Below are 18,904 nucleotides of genomic sequence, written 5' to 3' on the forward strand. Positions count from 1 at the left end.
GTGCCGCGATACTGCCCGGCAACGCAGTCAAGCGGAGAACGAGCGATGCATCCCTGGGTACGACGCAACATTCCGCAACTGGCCGGGCGCCTGGCGCTGGTCACCGGCGCCAACAGCGGCCTGGGTTGGCAGGCGGCGCGCACGCTGGCCGGCAAAGGGGCGACCGTGGTGATGGCCTGCCGCAATCGCGAACAGGCGGAGCGGGCGCGGCGGGCGATCCTCGACGAGTATCCCCAGGCACGCCTGGCGCTGGCCGATCTCGACCTGGCCGACCTCGCCTCGATCCGCGCCTGCGCCGCCGGTTTCCGCCAGCGCCACGAACGCCTCGATCTCTTGTTCAACAACGCCGGAGTGATGTTCCTGCCCCTGCGGCGTACCCGCGACGGTTTCGAGATGCAGATGGGCACCAATCACCTCGGCCACTTCGCCCTTACGGGACTGCTGCTGGACTCGTTGCTGGCCGCTCCACGGCCCAGGGTGGTGGGCATGACCAGCGGTTTCAACCAGTTCGGCCGGCTGCCGCTCGACGACCTCAACGCCGAGCGCGGCTACAACCGCTATCTCGCCTATTGCCACAGCAAGCAGGCCAATCTGCTGTTCAGCCTGGAGTTGCAGCGCCGCGCCGGCCAGCGGGGCGTGCTTCTGCAGAGCCTGGCGGCGCATCCGGGCTACGCGGCGACCAACCTGCAGTACGCGGCGCCGGCGATGTCCGGTTCGCGCCTGGGACGCTGGGCGATGAAGGTGGCCAACGGAGCGTTCGCGCAATCGGCTGAGATGGGGGCGCTGCCGGCACTTTCCGCGCTGACCGAACAGCGCTGGTATGGCGGCGCCTATGTCGGCCCAGATCGCTGGCTGGAAACCCGCGGTTATCCGGCGGCGGCGCGGATTCCGCGGAATGCGCGCGACCTGGGGCTGGCCGCGCGGCTGTGGGCGCTATCGGAAGAACTGACCGGAGTACGCTTCTGGTCGGAGTGAAGGCGCCGGGAGACCGGCGCCTCGAACTCAGTGGGCGGCCTGCGCCAGGGTGTTGCCAGGCAGGGCCGGCAGGCGCGCCAGGTGCAGCGAGACCAATACCGCGACCACCAGCAGCGAGCCGATGAACAGTCCGATGCCGTTCCAGCCGTAGTAATGCCAGAACACCCCGCCGAGGGTGCCGGCCAGGCTTGAGCCGACGTAGTAGCTGAACAGGTAGAGCGACGAGGCCTGGCCCTTGGCGCGCAGGGCGCGGCGCCCGATCCAGCTGCTCGCCACCGAGTGCGCGCCGAAGAAGCCGAAGGTGAATAGCAGCAGGCCGGCGAGCATCAGCGGGATCGGCTCGAACAGGGTCAGCAGCAGGCCGCCGAGCATCAGCAGGATGACCGCCCAGAGCACCTTGCGTCGCCCCAGCTTGTCGGCCAGCGAACCGACCCAGGCCGAGCTGTAGATGCCCGAGAGGTAAACCACCGAGAGCACGCCGACCACCGCCTGGCTCATGTGGTAGGGCTCGGCCAGCAGGCGGTAGCCGATGTAGTTGAACAGGGTGACGAAGCTGCCCATCAGCAGGAAGCCGATCAGGAACAGCCAGGGCAGTCCGGCGTCGCGGAAGTGCAAGCGGTAGCCGTTGAGCAGGGTCGCCGGCTTCAGCGGTGCCGGCCGGAAGTGTTTCGATTCGGGCAGCACGCGCCAGAACACCAGCGCGGCGACCAGGGCCAGGCCGCCGAGGACCGCCAGTGCGGCATGCCAGGAGATGAAATCGACCAGGACGCCGCTGATCAGGCGTCCGCTCATCCCGCCGATGGCGTTGCCGCCGATGTACAGGCCCATCGACAGGCCGATGTGCTGCGGATGGATCTCTTCGCTGAGATAGGTCATCGCCACCGCGGCCAGGCCGCTCAAGGACAGCCCGACCAGCGCGCGCATCAGCAGCACGCCATGCCAGGTGGGCATCACCGCGCTGCCGAGGGTGAACAGCGCGGCGGCCAGCAGCGAGACGACCATCACCGGCTTGCGGCCGATCGCGTCGGAGATCGGGCCGGTGACCAGCAGGCCAAGGGCGAGCATGGCGGTGGCGACGGACAATGCCAGGCTGCTTTCCGCGGCGCTGATGGAAAACGCCTTGGACAGCACCGGCATCATCGGCTGGATGCAGTAGAGCAGGGCAAAGGTGGCGAAACCGCCGGAGAACAGCGCCAGCGAGGTGCGCATGAACTGCGGGGTGCCTTTTTCGATATAGCGTTCGACTTCGGTGGCGGCTTCCAGCACCTCGTTGGCTGCTTCGCGGGCCGCCTCGATTAACGCGGGTTCTTCTTCGGCCTGTGGCCGGACTTGCGGATTGCTCACGGGGCACCTCTGGGGACGGTGGCGAGCAGGCACAACGAGGCCGCGCCACCTGGATTTCAGGGACAAGGGGTCGTTGTTGGAGGTTATGTGGCAAAGGATATAGATAGGTTTATATGATTTCCAATATATTGATCGACACGATTGATATGAAAAAAGACCTAATAGGAGGGGCCGCTTGGAACTCAGGCACCTGCGCTATTTCATCGCCGTCGCCGAGGAGCTGCACTTCGGCCGCGCCGCCGAGCGCCTGGGGATCTCCCAGCCGCCGTTGAGCCAGCAGATCCAGGCGCTGGAGGAGGAAATCGGTGCGCGACTGTTCGAGCGCACCAACCGCCGCGTCGAACTCACCGACGCCGGCCGGCTGTTCCTCGACGAGTCCCGCCAGGTGCTGGCCCAGGTAGACAAGGCGGTGCTGCTGGCGCGTCGCGCCCACCTGGGGGAACTGGGCGAGCTGAAGATCGGTTTCACTTCCTCGGCGCCCTTCACCTCGACCATACCCAGCAGCATCCATGCCTTCCGCAAGGCCTATCCGGACGTACACCTCGACCTGCAGGAAATGAGCAGCCGCCAGGTACTCAAGGCGCTGCTCGAGGAAAGCCTGCAGGTGGGCGTGATCCGCCCGCTGGCGCTGCCGGATGCGGTGCATTGGGTGGAGTTGTTCCGCGAACCGCTGGTGGCGGTGCTGCGGGCCGACCATCCGCTGGCGGCCGGCAGCGAGGATGGCCTGGCCATCGCCGCCCTGGCCGAGGAGCCCTTCGTGTTCTTCCCGCGCAGCTACGGCACCGGGCTCTACGACCAGGTCATCGCCCTGACCCGACAGGCCGGCTTCAGCCCGCGCATCGCCCAGGAGGCCAGCGAGGCGATGACCATCATCGGCCTGGTCTCGGCCGGACTGGGGGTGTCGATCCTGCCGGCGTCGTTCCGCCGCACCCGGGTCGACGGCGTGGTCTACCGCACCCTGAGCGATCCCGAGGCGACGACTGCGGTATGGCTGGTCCGCCGGCAGAACGAGGGCTCGCCGCTGGCGCTGTCCTTCATCGACCTGGTGACCCGCGAGGCGGCCAGCCTGCGCCGGCGCTGAACCGCTCTATGTCAGGACCGAGACGGCGCTCGCGCTTGCCCGCGGCTTTGCCTATCATCCGGGATCAGGCTCGGCTCACGGAGATTTCCCATGCGGCGCGTGGTGTTCAATCAGAAAGGCGGGGTAGGCAAGTCCAGCATCGCCTGCAACCTGGCGGCGGTCAGCGCGGCGGAGGGCTATCGCACCCTGCTGGTGGACCTGGACGCCCAGGCCAACTCCACGCACTACCTGACCGGACTGACCGGCGAGGACCTGCCGGTGGGGATCGCCGACTTCTTCAAGCAGACCTTGTCTTCCGGGCCCTTCAGCAAGAAGGGTAGGGTCGAGATCTACGAGACGCCGTTCGACAACCTGCACATCGTCACCTCCAGCCCCGAACTGGCCGACCTGCAGCCGAAGCTGGAGTCGAAGCACAAGATCAACAAGCTGCGCAAATTGCTGGACGAACTGGACGAAGACTACGACCGGATCTACCTGGATACCCCGCCGGCACTGAATTTCTACACGGTATCTGCGCTGATCGCTGCCGATCGCTGCCTGATTCCCTTCGATTGCGACAGCTTCTCCCGCCAGGCGCTGTATGGCCTTCTCCAGGAGATCGAGGAACTGCGTGACGACCACAACGAAGACCTGCAGGTCGAGGGCATCGTGGTCAACCAGTTCCAGCCGCGCGCCAGCCTGCCGCAGCAACTGCTCGACGAGCTGGTGGCGGAGGAACTGCCGGTGCTGCCGGTGTACCTGATGAGTTCGGTGAAGATGCGCGAGTCGCACCAGGCTTGCACCCCGCTGATCTTCCTCGAACCGCGGCACAAGCTGACCCAGCAGTTCGTCGAGTTGCACGGGCTGCTCGAAAGCTGAGCAGTCTCTGCGGCAGCGCTTCTACGAGGTAACCAGGACGTCGCAGCTCGGCTGGCGCAGGTAACGTTGCGCCAGGTTGCCGAGCAGCGCCTGCATCAGCGCGTTGCGGCTGTGCCGGCCGAGGGCGAGCAGCTCCGGCTGGCGCTGCTTCAACGCGGCGTCCAGGCTGTACGGCAGCACGCCGGGAACCACTTCGTGGCTCAGCTGCGGCCCGACGCCCGGCAGGCGCTCCTGCTCGTCGCTCAGCAATTGTTCGATCAGCCCGGCCTGGGTCGCCAGGTGCGCGGCATTCTGCCGGGGCAGGCCGAGCACGCCGTCGTCGGGGGACTCGAACACGTGCAGGGCGTGCAGGTCGGCTTCCACCGGCAGCAGGCGGTAGGCCTGGCGCAGCGCGGTACAGGCGCACTGGGAAAAGTCCAGGGCGCTGAGCGCCTGGCGGTAGGGTTCGTCCGCCTCGCGCACGGCGAGCAGCACCGGCACCCGGCTGCGCCGCACCACCTGGTCGAGGGTGGTGTTGCCGAAGCGTTCGAAGGTCTTCTGGTGGTGTGCGCCCATCAGCAGCAGGTCCGGTTCGAGCGCCCGGGTCTGCTGCAGGATGCCGTCGATCGGCTGGCCCCTGAACAGGTGGATGGCGCTGTCCTCGTCGAGGCCGGCCTCCTTGCGCTTGAGTTGCAGCATGGCGCTGACGGTCTTCACCGCCGACGCCGATAGCCCCGGGTCGTACACGTGCAGCAGGCTGACCCGCGCATCGTGCTGGCGGGCCAACTGGGCGGCGCGGGCGAGGGCGACGTCGGCTTCCGGGGTGAGGTCGTGGGCGACCAGGAGGTGGCGGATCATGGCGGACTCCGTGGGATGGCTACGCTGGCTTCCCCACTGTCGCGCCGCAGCTCGCTACGGACCTTGATCCACGGCAGAAAAAACCTTCGCCGGGCCCTGCGAAATCTGCCAGTCAGGGTCGCGCGTGGCTGCGTAGCTGGTACAGCGCGGCGCTTTCCGCCACTACCTCGCCCTGCTCGTCGGTGAGTTGCAGTTCGAGGCTGTATTCGGCCTTGCCGCGCTCCCCGGCCTCGGTTTCCAGTTGGCGGATGCGCTCGGCATCCAGGCGTGCCTCGACGCGTATGTCGCCCTTGGCAGGACGGCGGAAGCGCAAGGTCATCTCCTTGACGATGGGATAGAAGCGGGCGCTGTCGAAGCTGGTCAGGAACAGCGCGCCACCGGGAAGTTCGGCGAGGGTGAAGAGCGCCCCGGCGTACATGCTGCCGATGTGGTTCTCGTTGCCGGCGCCCGGCATGCGCAGGCGCACGTAGCCGGGTTCGAGGACTTCCGCCCTGAGTCCGCTGCGCTGGACGAAGGCGATCTTTTCTTCGGTCAGGTGCCTGGCGAGTTCGGTGGGCAGTGGCATGGCGCTCTCCATGTCGGGGATCCCAGCCAGACTAGCCGGCCGGCCAGGCCGGGCAAGGACCGAAACGCTCGCCCGGACTGACCGATCCGCTCAGCGTGCGGCGGCGGCCAGGGCCTGGTCGAGGTCGGCGAGGATGTCGTCGATGTGCTCGATGCCGATCGACAGCCGCACCATGTCGTCGGAGACTCCGGCGCGGGCCAGTTCCTCCGCGTTCAACTGGCGGTGGGTAGTGCTCGCCGGGTGGCAGGCCAGGGACTTGGCGTCGCCGATGTTGACCAGCCGCACCACCAGCTTCAAGGCGTCGATGAAGCGCGCGCCGGCGGCGCTGCCGCCCTGGATGCCGAAAGACAGGATCGCCGCCGGGCGGCCCCCCAGGTAGCGCCGGGCCAGGGCGTGCTCGGGGTTGTCGGCGAGGCCGGCGTATTTCACCCAGGCCACCTGCGGATGCTGCTGCAGGTAGCGGGCCACGGCGAGGGCGTTGTCGCAGTGGCGCTCCATGCGCAGCGCCAGGGTCTCCAGGCCTTGGAGGATGAGGAAGGCGTTGAACGGCGAGAGCGCCGCGCCCATGTTGCGCAGCGGTACCACCCGGCAGCGGCCGATGAAGGCGGCGGGTCCGAAGGCCTCGGTGTAGGTGACGCCGTGGTAGGACGGATCGGGCGTGTTCAGCAGCGGGAAGCGCGACTTGTTCGCCGCCCAGTCGAATCTGCCGGAGTCGACCACGATCCCGCCGATGCTGGTGCCGTGGCCGCCCATGTACTTGGTCAGCGAGTGCACGACGATGTCGGCGCCGTGCTCGAACGGCCGGCAGAGCACCGGGGTGGCTACCGTGTTGTCGACGATCAGCGGCACGCCGTGGCGGTGAGCGGCGTCGGCCAGTGCCTGCAGGTCGATGATGTTGCCCGCCGGGTTGCCGATGGTTTCGCAGAACACGGCCTTGGTCCGCTCGTCGATCAGCGCTTCCAGGGCGGCGACGTCGTCGTGAGCGGCGAAGCGCGCCTGGATGCCGATGCGTGGCAGGGTGTGGGCCAGCAGGTTGTAGGTGCCGCCGTAGAGCTTGGCCACCGAGACGATGTTGTCGCCGGCCTCGGCGACGGTCTGGATCGCGTAGGTGATGGCCGCCATCCCCGAGGCCACCGCCAGCGCCCCGACCCCGCCTTCCAGCGCCGCGACGCGCTGTTCCAGTACGTCGTTGGTGGGGTTCATGATCCGTGTGTAGATGTTGCCCGGTACCTTCAGGTCGAACAGGTCGGCGCCATGCTGGGTGTCGTCGAAGGCGTAGGAGGTGGTCTGGTAGATCGGCACCGCCACCGCGCGGGTGGTCGGGTCAGGGCTGTAGCCGGCGTGGACGGCCAGGGTTTCCAGTTTCATGCAGCGTTCCTTCGGGCAGATTGGAAGGACGCAGCATGGGAAAGCGCGCCGGGCGGGTCAATGCGCCCGGGCAAGGAAAAGCGTGCCTGGTTAGACCGTTGTGTTCGCCGCATATGCCTGAGCGGCGGCGTCGGTTTCAGCGTAGGCCGATGTAGATGTTGTAGGCGCTGATCAGGGTGATCAGGGTGCCGACGATGACCAGCAGGGTGCGCGGCGAAAGCTTCTTGCACAGCAGGGCGGCGAACGGTGCGGCGAACAGGCCGCCGAAGACCAGCCCGGCGACCATCTTCCAGGTGTCCGGCTGGCCGGCGAGGAGGATGAAGGAGGTGGCGCTGGCGATGGTCAGGAAGAACTCGGCGAAGTTCACCGAGCCGATGGTGGTGCGCGGGTCGCTACCCGAGCCGATCAGGCTGCTGGTGACCACCGGGCCCCAGCCGCCGCCGCCGGCAGCATCGACGAAGCCGCCGAAGAGTGCCAGCTTGGCCACGTGGCGCGGTGCCCGGCGCTTGATCACGTGGCGGTAGGCCTTGCTCAGGATGTACAGGCCCATCAGCAGCAGGTAGGCGGAGATGAAGGGCTTGAGCTGGTGGCCGTCGAAGCGGGTGATCAGCACGGCGCCGAGCACCGCGCCGATCATTCCCGGCAGCAGCAGGCGGAGGAAGAGTGACTTGTTGACGTTGCCGAGCTTGACGTGGGAAATCCCGGAAAAGCCGGTGGTGAACACTTCGGCGATGTGCACGCTGGCGCTGGCAGCGGCCGGCGTGGCACCGGCGCTGAGCAGGAAGGTAGTCGCGGTGATGCCATAGGCCATGCCCAGCGCACCGTCGATCACCTGGGCGAAGAAGCCGACCGCCACCGCGCTCCAGAAACCCCGGCTGGTCAGGGCCTGCTCGATGATCTCGAAGCCGTTGCTGCCGCCGTTGTCGAAGAACAGGCGCCAGGCCAGGAAGGCGAGCAGGCCGACCAGGATCAGCACCGCCGCCCACATGGCGGCGCGCAGTACCGGGTGGTCGTCCGGATGGGTGACGAAATCTTCGACAGGAGGCAGACCTAGCGCCTGGTGTTCGGTGTTGATCGAACTCTGGCTGAGATCGAGGTCGCGTATCTTCATGCGGCAAGGCGCCTGACAGGAGGTGGTAGAACAGGCTGGAATAAGTGTGGCGGCGAAGATAATCGGCTTTTCTTAGTGCGTCTAAGAAGTTTTCCGAAGGTATTTATTCCATTGCGGCATTATCGGCCGCCGTTCTGTCAGGGCATCCCGTCAGGAGGAGCAACTGATTTCCAGGTGCCGCCCCCAGTCCGGCGGGCGCCGAGTGAAGCGCTCCATGCCCGGCTGTTCCTCGAACGGGCGACTCAGCACCTGGTGCAGCAAGCGGACTTCCGTGTAGTCGCCCTGCTCGGCCGCTTCGATAGCCTGCTGTGCCAGGTAGTTGCGTAGCACATAGAGCGGATTGACCGCGTGCATGCGCCGGCGCCGCGACTCCTGGTCTCCGCCTTCTTCCTCGACGCGCCGGCGGTAGGCCTCGGCCCAGCGGTCGAAGGCCTCGCGGTCGACGAAGTCGTCGCGCAGGCTGGCCAGCGCCCGCTCCGGAGTCTCCTCGCCGAGTTGGCGGAAGAACAGCGAGTAATCCACCGCGCTGCCCTGCATGCGCTGCAACAGTTCCTGGACCAGGGCCTGGTCGTTCTCCGCGGCGACGCCCAGGCCCAGGCGCCGGCGCATCAGATCGAGGTAGTGCGCCTGGTAGAGGGGCAGGAACAGGTCGAGGCTGGCGCGCAGTTCGTCCACTTCCACCAGTGGTGTCAGCGCCTGGGCCAGGGCGGCCAGGTTCCAATGGGCGATCGGTACCTGGTTGCTGAAGGAGTAGCGGCCGGCGTCGTCGGAGTGATTGCAGATGTGATTGGCGTCGAAATCGTCGAGGAAGGCGTAGGGCCCGTAGTCAAAGGTAATGCCGAGGATCGACATGTTGTCGGTGTTCATCACCCCGTGGCAGAAGCCATAGGCCTGCCAGCGGGCGATGAGTTCGGCGTTGCGCTCGACGACCTGGCGGAACATCGCCGCGTACGGCCGCTCGGCTGCGTTGCAGTCGGCGAAGTGGTGTTCCTGGACGAACGCCGCCAACTGTTTCAACTGGTCGTGCTGGCGGGTGTAGTAGAAGTATTCGAAGTGACCGAAGCGCACGTGGCTGGGCGCCAGGCGCAGCAGCATCGCCGCGCTTTCCTTCTTCTCGCGCCAGACCGGCGTGCTCGAACCGATCACGCAGAGCGCCCGGCTGCTGGGAATGCCCAGTGCCGGAAGGGCTTCGGAGGCGAGGAACTCGCGGATCGACGAGCGCAGCACGGCGCGCCCGTCGCCCATCCGCGAGTAGGGGGTCTGGCCGGCGCCCTTGAGGTGCAGGTCCCAGTGCTCGCCGGCCTGGTTGATCACCTCGCCGAGCAGCAGGCCGCGGCCGTCGCCCAGGCGCGGGTTATAGGAGCCGAACTGGTGGCCGGAATACACCATCGCCCGCGGCTCGGCCTCCGACCACAGCTTGTGCCCGCCGAACAGCTCGGCGAACAGCGCTTCGTCACTGGTTTCCGCTGGCAGGTCGAGCAGCGCCAGGGCGGCGGGGCTGGCTACCACCAGGCGCGGCTCGGCGATGGGGTCGGGCAGGACTTCGGTGGAGAAGGCGTCGCCCAGGCGGGCGAAGCGGTTGTCGAAGTCGAGGTCGTCGAGTGATTTCAAGAGAGGCCTCCGGCAATTCCCGAGCATTGTGCTGGGAATTGCCGGAGGGCGTCCAGGCCCGAAGGTTCAGCGGGTCGGTTCGGCGGGACCGTCCTGGCCCTTGAGCGCGGGCGGATTGCCGACGCCGCTGTGCTGCGGCTCGCCGACGAACAGCTGGACCTGCTGGCCCTGGAGGTTCTTGACGAACACATCGACCTGGTTGAAAGCCATGTCGATCTTGTGTTCGCGGAAGCTGGTAGCGATCTTCGTCAGGATCTCGTCGGTAGAGGGGTTGCGGTCGCCCAGTTCGCGGACGTGGAAGCGCAGCTCGTAGTCGAAGGTGCTGGCGCTGATGGTCAGGAAGTACAGCAGCGGCTCCGGGTCGCGCAGTACCCGCGGGTTTTCCTTGACCGCCTGCATCATCAGCTTGCGCGCCAGCGGCAGGTCGGTCTCGTAGGCCAGGCCGATCTTGATGGTGACCCGGGTCACGGTATCGCTCAGCGACCAGTTCACCAATTGCCCGGTGATGAAGGTCTGGTTCGGGACGATGATCTCCTTGCGGTCGAAATCGGTGATGGTGGTGGCGCGGATGCGGATCCGACTGACCGTGCCGGACAGGTTGCCGATGGTCACCACGTCGCCGATTCGCACCGGACGCTCGAAGAGGATGATCAGGCCGGAGACGAAGTTGGAGAAGATCGCCTGCAGGCCGAAGCCGAGGCCTACCGAGAGCGCCGCCACCAGCCATTGCAGCTTGTCCCAGCTGACTCCGAGGGTGGACAGGGCGCTGACGATGCCGATGCCGCTGATGGCATAGGAAAGCAGGGTGGTGGTGGCGTAGGCGCTGCCCTGGGCCAGGGTCAGGCGCTGTAGCACCAATACCTCCAACAGGCCGGGCAGGTTGCGCGCCAGGGCCACGGTGACCACCGCGATGGCCAGCGCCGCGAGGAAGTCGCGCAGGCTGATCGGCACGCTGGTGGCCGCTTCGCCGGTGCCGGCGGTGTACTGGTACAGGGTGACGTTGTCGAGGTAGGAGATCACGCTGATCAGGTCGGCCCAGACCCAGTACAGGCAGACGATGAAGCCGATCAGCAGGGCCAGGCGGATCAGCCGCAGCGATTGCTGGTTGATCTGCTCGATGCCGAGGGTCGGCTCCTCGACGTTGGTCTCGCCGTCGACGCCTTCCTTCGCCGCGTTCTGCCGTTTCGCCAGGGCCCGGGCGTAGGCCAGGCGCCGGGCCGCCACGCCCAGGCCGCGGACGAAGGCGGCTTCGATGACGAACCAGAGCAGCAGCAGGTAGAGGGTATCGATGAGACGGTCGGTGAGCTTCAGCGAGGTGTAGTAGTAGCCGAAGCAGACCGCGACGAAGAGCACCAGCGGCAGCGCGGTGAAGAGGAGGCCGACGATCATCTTGATCAGCGACGGACGCTCGTCGCCGGGGCTGCTGAACAGCAGGCGGCTGAGCAGCCAGGCCATGGCCGCGTAGCCGAGCAGGACCACGGCGATGCCGATCACGTCGTCGGCCAGACTCGCCGGCTGGTGCTCGGCCACCGTCACCACGCCGACCAGCGCCAGGACCACAACGCCGAGGCGGACCAGGTGCCTGTCGAGGAAGCCGACCTGTTCGCGGCTCCAGTGGAAATGCCGCTCGGCGATGCCGCCCGGGGTGAGGATGCGATGGGCGGTGTAGAACAGCAGCCAGACCTGAGCCATTTCCAGCAGGGCGCTGCCGAGGGTGGCGTTCTGGCCGCGGGCGTCCAGCAGCAGGGCCAGGCCGGCGACGGCGAAGGTCAGGGTGCCGGGCAGGGCGAGGAGGATGGTGATCAGGATCGCCAGCGGGGTATGCAGCTGGCTGTCGCGCTTGAAGTGGCCGATGTCGTCGTTCAGCTCCGCCAGCTTGTCGTACAGGTAGCGGCGTTTCCACAGCAGAGCGGCGATCAGCAGGAACAGCGGCAGGAACAGCAGCGGCCGATCGACCAGGCCTTCGCCCAGTTCACGCACCCCGGAGCCCCAGGGAATCTCGGTGAGCTGGTTCTTCAGCAGGGTCGGGGTCATCTTGAACCAGGACAGGTCGAGCGGCTGGTTGCTGGGAATCCAGAACATCTGCTCGTCGAGGGTGGTGCGCAGGCTCTCGCTGGTGGAAAGCAACTGCTTCTGGTTCAACTGCAAGGTGATCGCTTCGTTGAGCAGCGCGTTGAGTTCGTGGTTGAGCCGTTCGAGCAGCTCGGAACGGGTTGCCAGCAGGGTGTCGAGATCCTTGCGCAGTTCCGGCGTGACCTGCTCGCTGGGCTGCTGGGCGAGCAGGTCGTCCAGGTATTGCTGCGGGGTCGCCAGCTTGTCGCGTTCCTGGTTCAGTTCGAACTGGCCGAGGCGCAGGTCGGCGATCTCGTCGGCCAGGCTCTGGTCGGTCTTGATCTTCGGCAGCGCCTGTTTCTGCTTGTAGAGGATGCGCGACAGCAGCAGGCTGCCGCGCAGGACGTTGATCTGTTCCTCGAGGGCCTGGTTGGACTGGGTCAGGTTGTCCAGTTGCTGCTTGGTCTCGAGGTTGCGCCGGGTGAGCACGTTGAGGCGGTCGGTGGCGCGCAGCAGGTAGTCGGAGAGACGCAGATTCTTGGCGTTCTCCTGGCTCAGCAGGCTGTCGGTGCCGGCCCCCTGGGCGCCTTCCTTGGACAGCTCGGCGACGGTCTTTTCCGACTGCTCGCGGCGCTTCTCGCTGATCAGCGCCTGCAGGTCGAGGGTTTCCTTTTCCAGGCGCGAGATCTTCTCGGTGAGCAGATCGTGCTGGCTCTTGCCGAGGTCCTGCAGCAGGTTGTTGCCGGCCAGCTCCTGGCGCAACAGCTGGCTCTGCACGGTCAGCGCGGCCTGCTCGGCGAGCAGCTCGCCGCGACGGTCGGCGTTGATCGCCTTGCCGCTTTCCTTGCCGGCCTTGAGCAGCGAGCCGATCTCCAGGATCCGTGCCTGCATGCTGCTGATGCCGGCCTGGGCTCGTTCCGGACGGGTCTCGGCGGTGATCGACAGGCTGTTGGCCTCGCCCAGGGCCTTCTGCCACTCGGCCTGCTGGGTGGTGCGGTCGTTGAGCAGCATCTCCAGGCGGGCCACGCTCTCACCGCTGTAGCGCTCGCTGACCGGGCGTTCGCGGGTCTTCTTCAGGCGCTCCAGTTCGCGCTGGTTATCCTCGATCTGCCGGGGCGCGTCGCTCAGGCGCTTTTTCAGGTCTTCCAGGCTCTGCAGCGCTTCGTCGCGCGCGGCGAGGAACTTGAGGGTCTGTTCGAGTCTGGCCTTGACGACCTTCTGGTCGGCTTCGGCGAGCTTGCGTTCGGCCAGCTTGTCGAGGCTTTGCTGGACGGCTTCGGCCGAGGGCGGCTCGGACTGGGCGAGGAGCGGCGGACTGGCAAGGCAGAGGCCTAGGAAAAGAGTAGCGATCAGGGAGCGGAGGGCAGGCATGGTCGAGAAGAGACTCGAAGAAGGGTGAATGCAGGTTAGTGGTGGCTCCGGGACGCCGCAAGGCGTCACGGAACGGGGATTCGACAGGAAATCAGAGGAAAAGTCCGGGCCCTGGGCGGCCTTCCGGAAACTTCACGCCGACCTTGCGGATACGGTTGCCTTCCAGGGCGGCCACGGTCCAGGTCAGGCCGTTCCACTCCACCTGGTCGCCGATCACCGCTTCGCCGCCGATCTCGTGGGCGATGAAGCGGCCCAGCGCTTGCTCGCCGTCGATGCCGTCGAGCTTCAGGCCGTAGAGCGAGGCCACCGCCGACAGCTGGGCATCGCCTTCCAGCACGAAGTCGCCGAAGAAGCGCGCGCCGAGGCCGCGGTCGGGCGCCTGGCTGAACAGCTTGCCGAGGGCCGGCAGGTCGTGTTCGTGGCCGATCACGCAGAGGATGTCGTCGGCCTCGAGGATGGTGCTGCCCGACGGGTGGAGCAGTTCGGTGCCGCGGAACAGCGCGGCGATCCGGGTCCCGCCGGGCATCTTCAGCTCGCGCAGGGCGGCGCCGATGCACCACTTTTCCTTGTTCAGGTGGTAGACGAACAGCTCCCACTCGCTGGTCGGGTGGATCTCCAGGCCGGCGCGGGATATCGGTGCCGGGTCCGGCGGCACCACCACTCGCAGCAGCCTGGCCGCCCAGGGCAGGCTGGTGCCCTGCACCAGCAGCGAGACCAGGACGATGAAGAAGGCCACGTTGAAGAACAGCTGGGCGTTCGGCAGGCCGGCCATCAGCGGGAACACCGCGAGGATGATCGGCACCGCGCCGCGCAGGCCGACCCAGGCGATGAAGGCTTTCTCGCGGTCGTGGAAGGCGCGGAACGGGATCAGTCCGATCAGCACCGACAGCGGCCGCGCCACCAGGATCATCCACAGCGCCAGGGCCAGCGCCGGCAGGGCGATCGGCCACAGGTCGTGGGGGGTGACCAGCAGGCCGAGGACCAGGAACATGCCGATCTGCGCCAGCCAGGCCATGCCGTCGAGCATGTGCAGGATGCCGTGGCGGCTGCGAATCGGCCGGTTGCCGAGGAGCAGGCCGCACAGGTAGATGGCCAGGATGCCGCTGCCGCCGACGGCGTTGGCCAGGGCGAACACCAGCAGGCCGCCGCTGATCACCAGCAGCGGGTAGAGGCCGCCGGCCAGGTGCATGCGGTTGATCAGTTGCAGCAGCAACCAGCCGCCGCCGAGACCGAGCAGGGCGCCGAGACCGAACTGCTGCACCAGGTGCAGGACGAAGCCCCAGCTGAGGCCGGTCTGGCCGCTGGCGAGCATCTCGATCAGGGTCACGGTGAGGAACACCGCCATCGGGTCGTTGCTGCCCGATTCGATCTCCAGGGTCGCGGTGACCCGCTCGTTGAGACCTTTGCCGCCGAGCAGGGAGAACACCGCGGCGGCGTCGGTGGAGCCGACGATGGCGCCGATCAGCAGGCCTTCCATCCAGTGCAGGTCGAACAGCCAGGCCGCCGCGATGCCGGTCAGGCCGGTGGTCACCAGCACGCCCAGGGTGGCCAGCGACAATGCCGGCCAGAGCGCCACGCGGAAGCTGGAGACGCGGGTGCGCAGGCCGCCGTCGAGGAGGATCACGGCGAGCGCCAGGTTGCCCACCAGGTAGGCCACCGGATAGTTGTCGAAGACGATGCCGCCGACCCCGTCGTTGCCGGCGATCATGCCGACGGCGAGGAAGATCACCAGGATCGGGATGCCCAGGCGGGAGGACAGCGAGCTGACGAGGATGCTCATGCCGACCAGCACCGCCCCGATCAGGAAGAAATTATTGACGGTGACGGCGTCCAAGGTCGGCCTCCTCGCGGCGGGACAGGGGGAAGGCGACGCTACGGGTCGGTTTTACGTAGGGGAATTACGTAGACAGGATGCAGGCCGCATGCCAAGTGATTCTAACCTGCGGATTTGGCGGACTGTAAAGGGGCGTCGGCGGTTTTTTTCGAAGGAATTCCGAGGCTTTCGCGTTGTCCGGGCGAGTGCGCGCGAACTCGCTGGCGTGGCCGCCAGGCAACGGCAACCCGGCGTTCATGCCCGGACATAAAAAAGCCCCGGACGTGACCGGGGCGGGAAAGGGCAGGCAGGATCAGAACCATTCTTCCTGCATGCTCGAACACACGTCGTCGCGGGCCTCCAGCAGCGCCAGTTCGTGGTGGCAGCCAGGCACTTCCCAGGTCAGGAAGTAGCGAGCGGCCTGCAACTTGCCGCGATAGAAGTCGGCGTCGGCGCAGTCGCCGCGAGCCAGCCCTTCCTCGGCGCGGATCGCCTGCTCCAGCCAGCGCCAGCCGATCACCGCATGGCCGAACACCTTCAGGTACAGCGCCGAGTTGGCCAGGCCCTGGTTGACCTGGCCCTGCATCAGGTCGCCGAGCAGCGCCAGGGTCACCTCGGACAGCCGCGCCACCAGCCGTTCCAGCGGCTGGCGCAGGGCGGCCAGGGATGGATGGGCTTCGGCGCGCCGGCAGGCGTCCTGGATCAGGCGGGTCAGCTGGCGCAGGCCGGCGCCGTTGTTCTGCCCGACCTTGCGTCCCAGCAGGTCGAGGGACTGGATGCCGTGGGTGCCTTCGTGGATCGGGTTCAGGCGATTGTCGCGGTAGTACTGTTCCACCGGGTATTCGCGGGTGTAGCCGTGGCCGCCGAGGATCTGGATCGCCAGCTCGTTGGCCTTCAGGCAGAACTCCGAGGGCCAGGACTTGACGATCGGGGTCAGCAGGTCGAGCAGTTCGTGGGCCTGGCGGCGCTGTTCGTCGTCCTCCAGGGTCTGGCTGTCGTCGAACAGGCGCGCGGCGTACAGGCCCAGGTCGAAAGCGCCTTCGACATAGGCCTTCTGGGTCAGCAGCATGCGCCGCACGTCGGCGTGGCGGATGATCGCCACCTGTGGCGCGCTCGGGTCCTTGCCGTCCGGCAGGCGGCCCTGCGGGCGTTCGCGGGCGTACTCCAGCGAATAGAGGTAACCGGCATAGCCAAGCATCACCGCGCCCATGCCGACGCCGATGCGCGCCTCGTTCATCATCTGGAACATGTAGGCCAGGCCGTGGTGCGGCTTGCCCACCAGGTAGCCGACGCAGGCGCCGTTGTCGCCGAAGTTCAGCGCGGTGGAGGTGGTGCCGCGATAACCCATCTTGTGGAACAGGCCGGCGAGGATCACGTCGTTGCGCGGCCCGAGGCTGCCGTCGGCGTTGACCAGGAACTTCGGCACGATGAACAGCGAGATGCCTTTCACCCCCGGCGGGGCATCCGGCAGCTTGGCCAGGACCATGTGTACGATGTTCTCGGAGAGCGGGTGGTCGCCGCCGGAAATGAAGATCTTGTTGCCCTTGATCCGATAGCTGCCGTCGGCGGCCGGTTCGGCACGGGTACGGATGTCGGAGAGGGAGGAGCCGGCGTGCGGCTCGGTGAGGGCCATGGTGCCGAAGAAGCGGCCCTCGATCATCGGTTGCAGGAAGCGCTGCTTCTGCTCCTCGCTGCCGAAGCTCTCGATCAGGTTGGCGGCGCCCATGGTCAGGAATGGATAGGCCGAGCTACCGACGTTGGCCGCCTGGAAGTGGGCGAAGCAGGCCTGCGACAGCAGGGTCGGCAACTGCATGCCGCCTTGCTCGAAGCTGCGGGTGGCGTTGAGGAAGCCGGCGTCGAGGAAGGCATCCACTGCCGGCTTCACTTCCGGAATCAGCGTGGCTGAGCCATTCTCATAGAGCGGCTCGTGTTCGTCGCCCTTGCGGTTGTGCGGGGCGAACAGTTTTTCCGCCAGGCTCCGCGCGGTGCCGAGGGCGGCATCGAAGGTTTCGCGGCTATGTTCGGCGAAGCGCGGGCGCTGGGTCAGGGCTTCGGCATCGAGGACTTCGTACAGCTCGAACGCCAGGTTGCGGGAACTGAGCAGGGTTTCGGACATGACGACCTCGGCGAAAGGGGATCGTGGGGCGGCGCGGCGAAGGCATCGACCGTCGCAGGCGGTGCCAGGGTGCCAGCGAGTCTAGGCTGGTGAATGAAGGTCGCCAACCAACATCGATATGCGTGATACAAGGGCCAAACCTGCGACGGCGAGACCGCTGCCGAAGCCTCGGGAGGCTGGTAGAATCCGCGCCCCTCGCCCATGGGCGAGGGCCTGTGCCGACGCGGGGTCGGCGCGAATCCGCCGGGGCCGGGCGGTCCGGCTAGCAGCGCTGCCTGGCGCTGTCCAAGGAGCAGTCATCATGAACTATCGTCACGCTTACCACGCCGGCAACCATGCCGATGTCTTCAAGCACCTGGTGCTGGCGCGGATCTTCGCCCTGCTGGGGCGCAAGGACACGCCGTACGCCTACCTGGACAGCCATTCCGGGGTCGGCCTCTACGACCTGCAGGGTGACGAGGCCAGCCGCACCGGCGAGTGGGAGCAGGGCATCGCCCGCCTGTGGGAGCGCGAAGGCCTGCCCGAGCAACTGGACGATTACCTGGACGTGATCCGTCACCTGAACCCGGACGGCTCCCTGCGCTACTACCCGGGCTCGCCGGAGTTGGCGCGGCGCCTGACCCGCGCCCAGGACCGCGTGCTGCTCAACGAATTGCATCCCGAGGACGGCCGCCTGCTCAAGGCCAACATGGCTGGCGAACGGCGGGTCGCCGTGCACCAGGGCGACGGTTGGCTGCTGCCGCGGGCGTTCCTGCCGGCGCCGGAAAAGCGCGCGGTGCTGCTGATCGATCCGCCGTTCGAGCAGGCCGACGAATTGCAGCGTTGTGTCGCTGCGCTCGACGAGGCGATTGGGCGGATGCGCCAGACGGTGGTAGTGATCTGGTATCCGATCAAGGACGAGCGCCAGCTCAAGCGTTTCTACCAGGCCCTGGAACGTAGCGTCGCGCCGAAGCTGCTGCGTGCCGAGCTGCACGTGCATCCGATCGACGACGCCGAGCGTTTCAACGGCTCCGGGCTGGCCATCGTCAATCCGCCGTGGCCGCTGGAGGACGAACTGCGCGACCTGCTGCCCTGGCTGGCCGAGGTCATGGCCCAGAGCCAGGGCGGCTGGCGTCTCGACTGGCTGGTGGCGGAATAGTCGTCAGGCCGGCAGGCACACCCCGGTGCCGCCCAGGCCGCAGTAGCCGTTGGGGTTCTTCGCCAGGTACTGCTGGTGGTAGGCCTCGGCGTAGTAGAAGGGCGGGACGTCGGCGATCTCGGTGGTGATGCGGTCGTAGCCGGCTTTCGCCAGTTCGGCCTGGAAGCTCTCCCGGCTGGCCATGGCCGCGGCCTTCTGGGCCGCGTCGAAGGTGTAGATCACCGAGCGGTACTGGGTGCCGATGTCGCCGCCCTGGCGCATGCCCTGGGTCGGGTCGTGGGCTTCCCAGAATACCTTGAGCAGCTGTTCGAAGCTGGTCTCCTGCGGGTTGTAGACCACCAGCACGACCTCGCTGTGGCCGGTCAGGCCGGAGCAGACTTCGTCGTAGGTCGGGTTCGGCGTGTAGCCGCCGGCATAACCCACCGCAGTCACCCAGACGCCCGGTTGCTGCCAGAGGCGACGCTCGGCGCCCCAGAAGCAGCCCATGCCGAACAGCACCTGTTGCAGGCCGGCGGGGAACGGCGCGGTCAGCGGGCGGCCGTTGACGAAGTGCGCTTCGGGCACCGGCATGGCGCTTTCGCGACCCGGCAGGGCCTGGTCCGGCGTGGGCAGCTCGCTTTTCTTGGTGAGGATTTCAGAACGCAGAACCATGGCTCTCGTCTCC

The 18,904-nt window shown here is 67.0% G+C and carries 14 protein-coding genes; 4 read left to right on the top strand and 10 right to left on the bottom strand.

The genetic code is table 11. From position 1 onward, the window contains the following. The first annotated feature begins 45 nt into the window (after nt 1-45). Nucleotides 46-975: an oxidoreductase gene (locus tag AC4OR5_RS09410; protein ID WP_058161058.1), complete on the top strand. Its 930-nt coding sequence runs from the start codon at nt 46-48 to the stop codon at nt 973-975. Between the two features lie 27 nt (nt 976-1,002). Here AC4OR5_RS09410 and AC4OR5_RS09415 read toward each other — a convergent pair whose 3' ends face one another. Further along, entirely contained in the window at nt 1,003-2,319 is a 1,317-nt protein-coding gene (locus AC4OR5_RS09415; protein ID WP_003103690.1) for an MFS transporter, read from the bottom strand. Between the two features lie 175 nt (nt 2,320-2,494). On the opposite strand from AC4OR5_RS09415, the gene AC4OR5_RS09420 reads away from it, so the two are divergent. Together AC4OR5_RS09420 and AC4OR5_RS09425 are read left to right on the top strand one after the other, a co-directional pair. After that, nucleotides 2,495-3,400, top strand: coding sequence for a LysR family transcriptional regulator (locus tag AC4OR5_RS09420; RefSeq protein WP_003095817.1), 906 nt, complete (start codon nt 2,495-2,497; stop codon nt 3,398-3,400). A gap of 90 nt (nt 3,401-3,490) precedes the next feature. Then, the gene (locus AC4OR5_RS09425) at nt 3,491-4,258 is read left to right on the top strand and encodes a ParA family protein (RefSeq protein WP_003103688.1); all 768 of its coding nucleotides are present in this window, start codon (nt 3,491-3,493) and stop codon (nt 4,256-4,258) included. Between the two features lie 21 nt (nt 4,259-4,279). Here the strand turns inward: AC4OR5_RS09425 and AC4OR5_RS09430 are convergent, their stop codons facing one another. The 8 genes from AC4OR5_RS09430 to AC4OR5_RS09465 form a co-directional block, all read right to left on the bottom strand. Next, nucleotides 4,280-5,095: a universal stress protein gene (locus AC4OR5_RS09430; RefSeq protein ID WP_003095811.1), complete on the bottom strand. Its 816-nt coding sequence runs from the start codon at nt 5,093-5,095 to the stop codon at nt 4,280-4,282. Between the two features lie 112 nt (nt 5,096-5,207). Then, nucleotides 5,208-5,660 carry a YiiD C-terminal domain-containing protein gene (locus tag AC4OR5_RS09435; protein WP_003114565.1) on the bottom strand — a complete coding sequence of 151 codons (453 nt, stop codon included), beginning with the start codon at nt 5,658-5,660 and terminating at the stop codon, nt 5,208-5,210. 90 nt (nt 5,661-5,750) lie between these two features. Continuing rightward, nucleotides 5,751-7,028 carry a bifunctional O-acetylhomoserine aminocarboxypropyltransferase/cysteine synthase gene (locus tag AC4OR5_RS09440; RefSeq protein WP_023094927.1) on the bottom strand — a complete coding sequence of 426 codons (1,278 nt, stop codon included), beginning with the start codon at nt 7,026-7,028 and terminating at the stop codon, nt 5,751-5,753. A gap of 136 nt (nt 7,029-7,164) precedes the next feature. Further along, entirely contained in the window at nt 7,165-8,139 is a 975-nt protein-coding gene (locus AC4OR5_RS09445; protein ID WP_003095804.1) for a sulfite exporter TauE/SafE family protein, read from the bottom strand. A 150-nt stretch (nt 8,140-8,289) separates the two neighbouring features. Next, entirely contained in the window at nt 8,290-9,750 is a 1,461-nt protein-coding gene (gene selO / locus AC4OR5_RS09450) for a protein adenylyltransferase SelO (protein ID WP_058152674.1), read from the bottom strand. A 66-nt stretch (nt 9,751-9,816) separates the two neighbouring features. Beyond that, nucleotides 9,817-13,173, bottom strand: a complete 3,357-nt coding sequence (gene mscK, locus AC4OR5_RS09455) for a mechanosensitive channel MscK (protein WP_003095799.1) — start codon at nt 13,171-13,173, stop codon at nt 9,817-9,819. A 91-nt stretch (nt 13,174-13,264) separates the two neighbouring features. Then, complete coding sequence (locus AC4OR5_RS09460) at nt 13,265-15,007, bottom strand: potassium/proton antiporter (RefSeq protein WP_003095795.1); 1,743 nt, start codon at nt 15,005-15,007, stop codon at nt 13,265-13,267. A 292-nt stretch (nt 15,008-15,299) separates the two neighbouring features. Beyond that, nucleotides 15,300-17,102, bottom strand: a complete 1,803-nt coding sequence (locus AC4OR5_RS09465) for an acyl-CoA dehydrogenase (RefSeq protein WP_003095792.1) — start codon at nt 17,100-17,102, stop codon at nt 15,300-15,302. 301 nt (nt 17,103-17,403) lie between these two features. On the opposite strand from AC4OR5_RS09465, the gene AC4OR5_RS09470 reads away from it, so the two are divergent. Then, entirely contained in the window at nt 17,404-18,240 is an 837-nt protein-coding gene (locus AC4OR5_RS09470; protein ID WP_003095790.1) for a 23S rRNA (adenine(2030)-N(6))-methyltransferase RlmJ, read from the top strand. Between the two features lie 3 nt (nt 18,241-18,243). Here the strand turns inward: AC4OR5_RS09470 and msrA are convergent, their stop codons facing one another. Beyond that, complete coding sequence (msrA, locus tag AC4OR5_RS09475) at nt 18,244-18,891, bottom strand: peptide-methionine (S)-S-oxide reductase MsrA (RefSeq protein ID WP_003095789.1); 648 nt, start codon at nt 18,889-18,891, stop codon at nt 18,244-18,246. Nucleotides 18,892-18,904: the final 13 nt, after the last annotated feature.

The sequence above is a fragment of the Pseudomonas sp. YA1 genome, assembly GCF_058680555.1.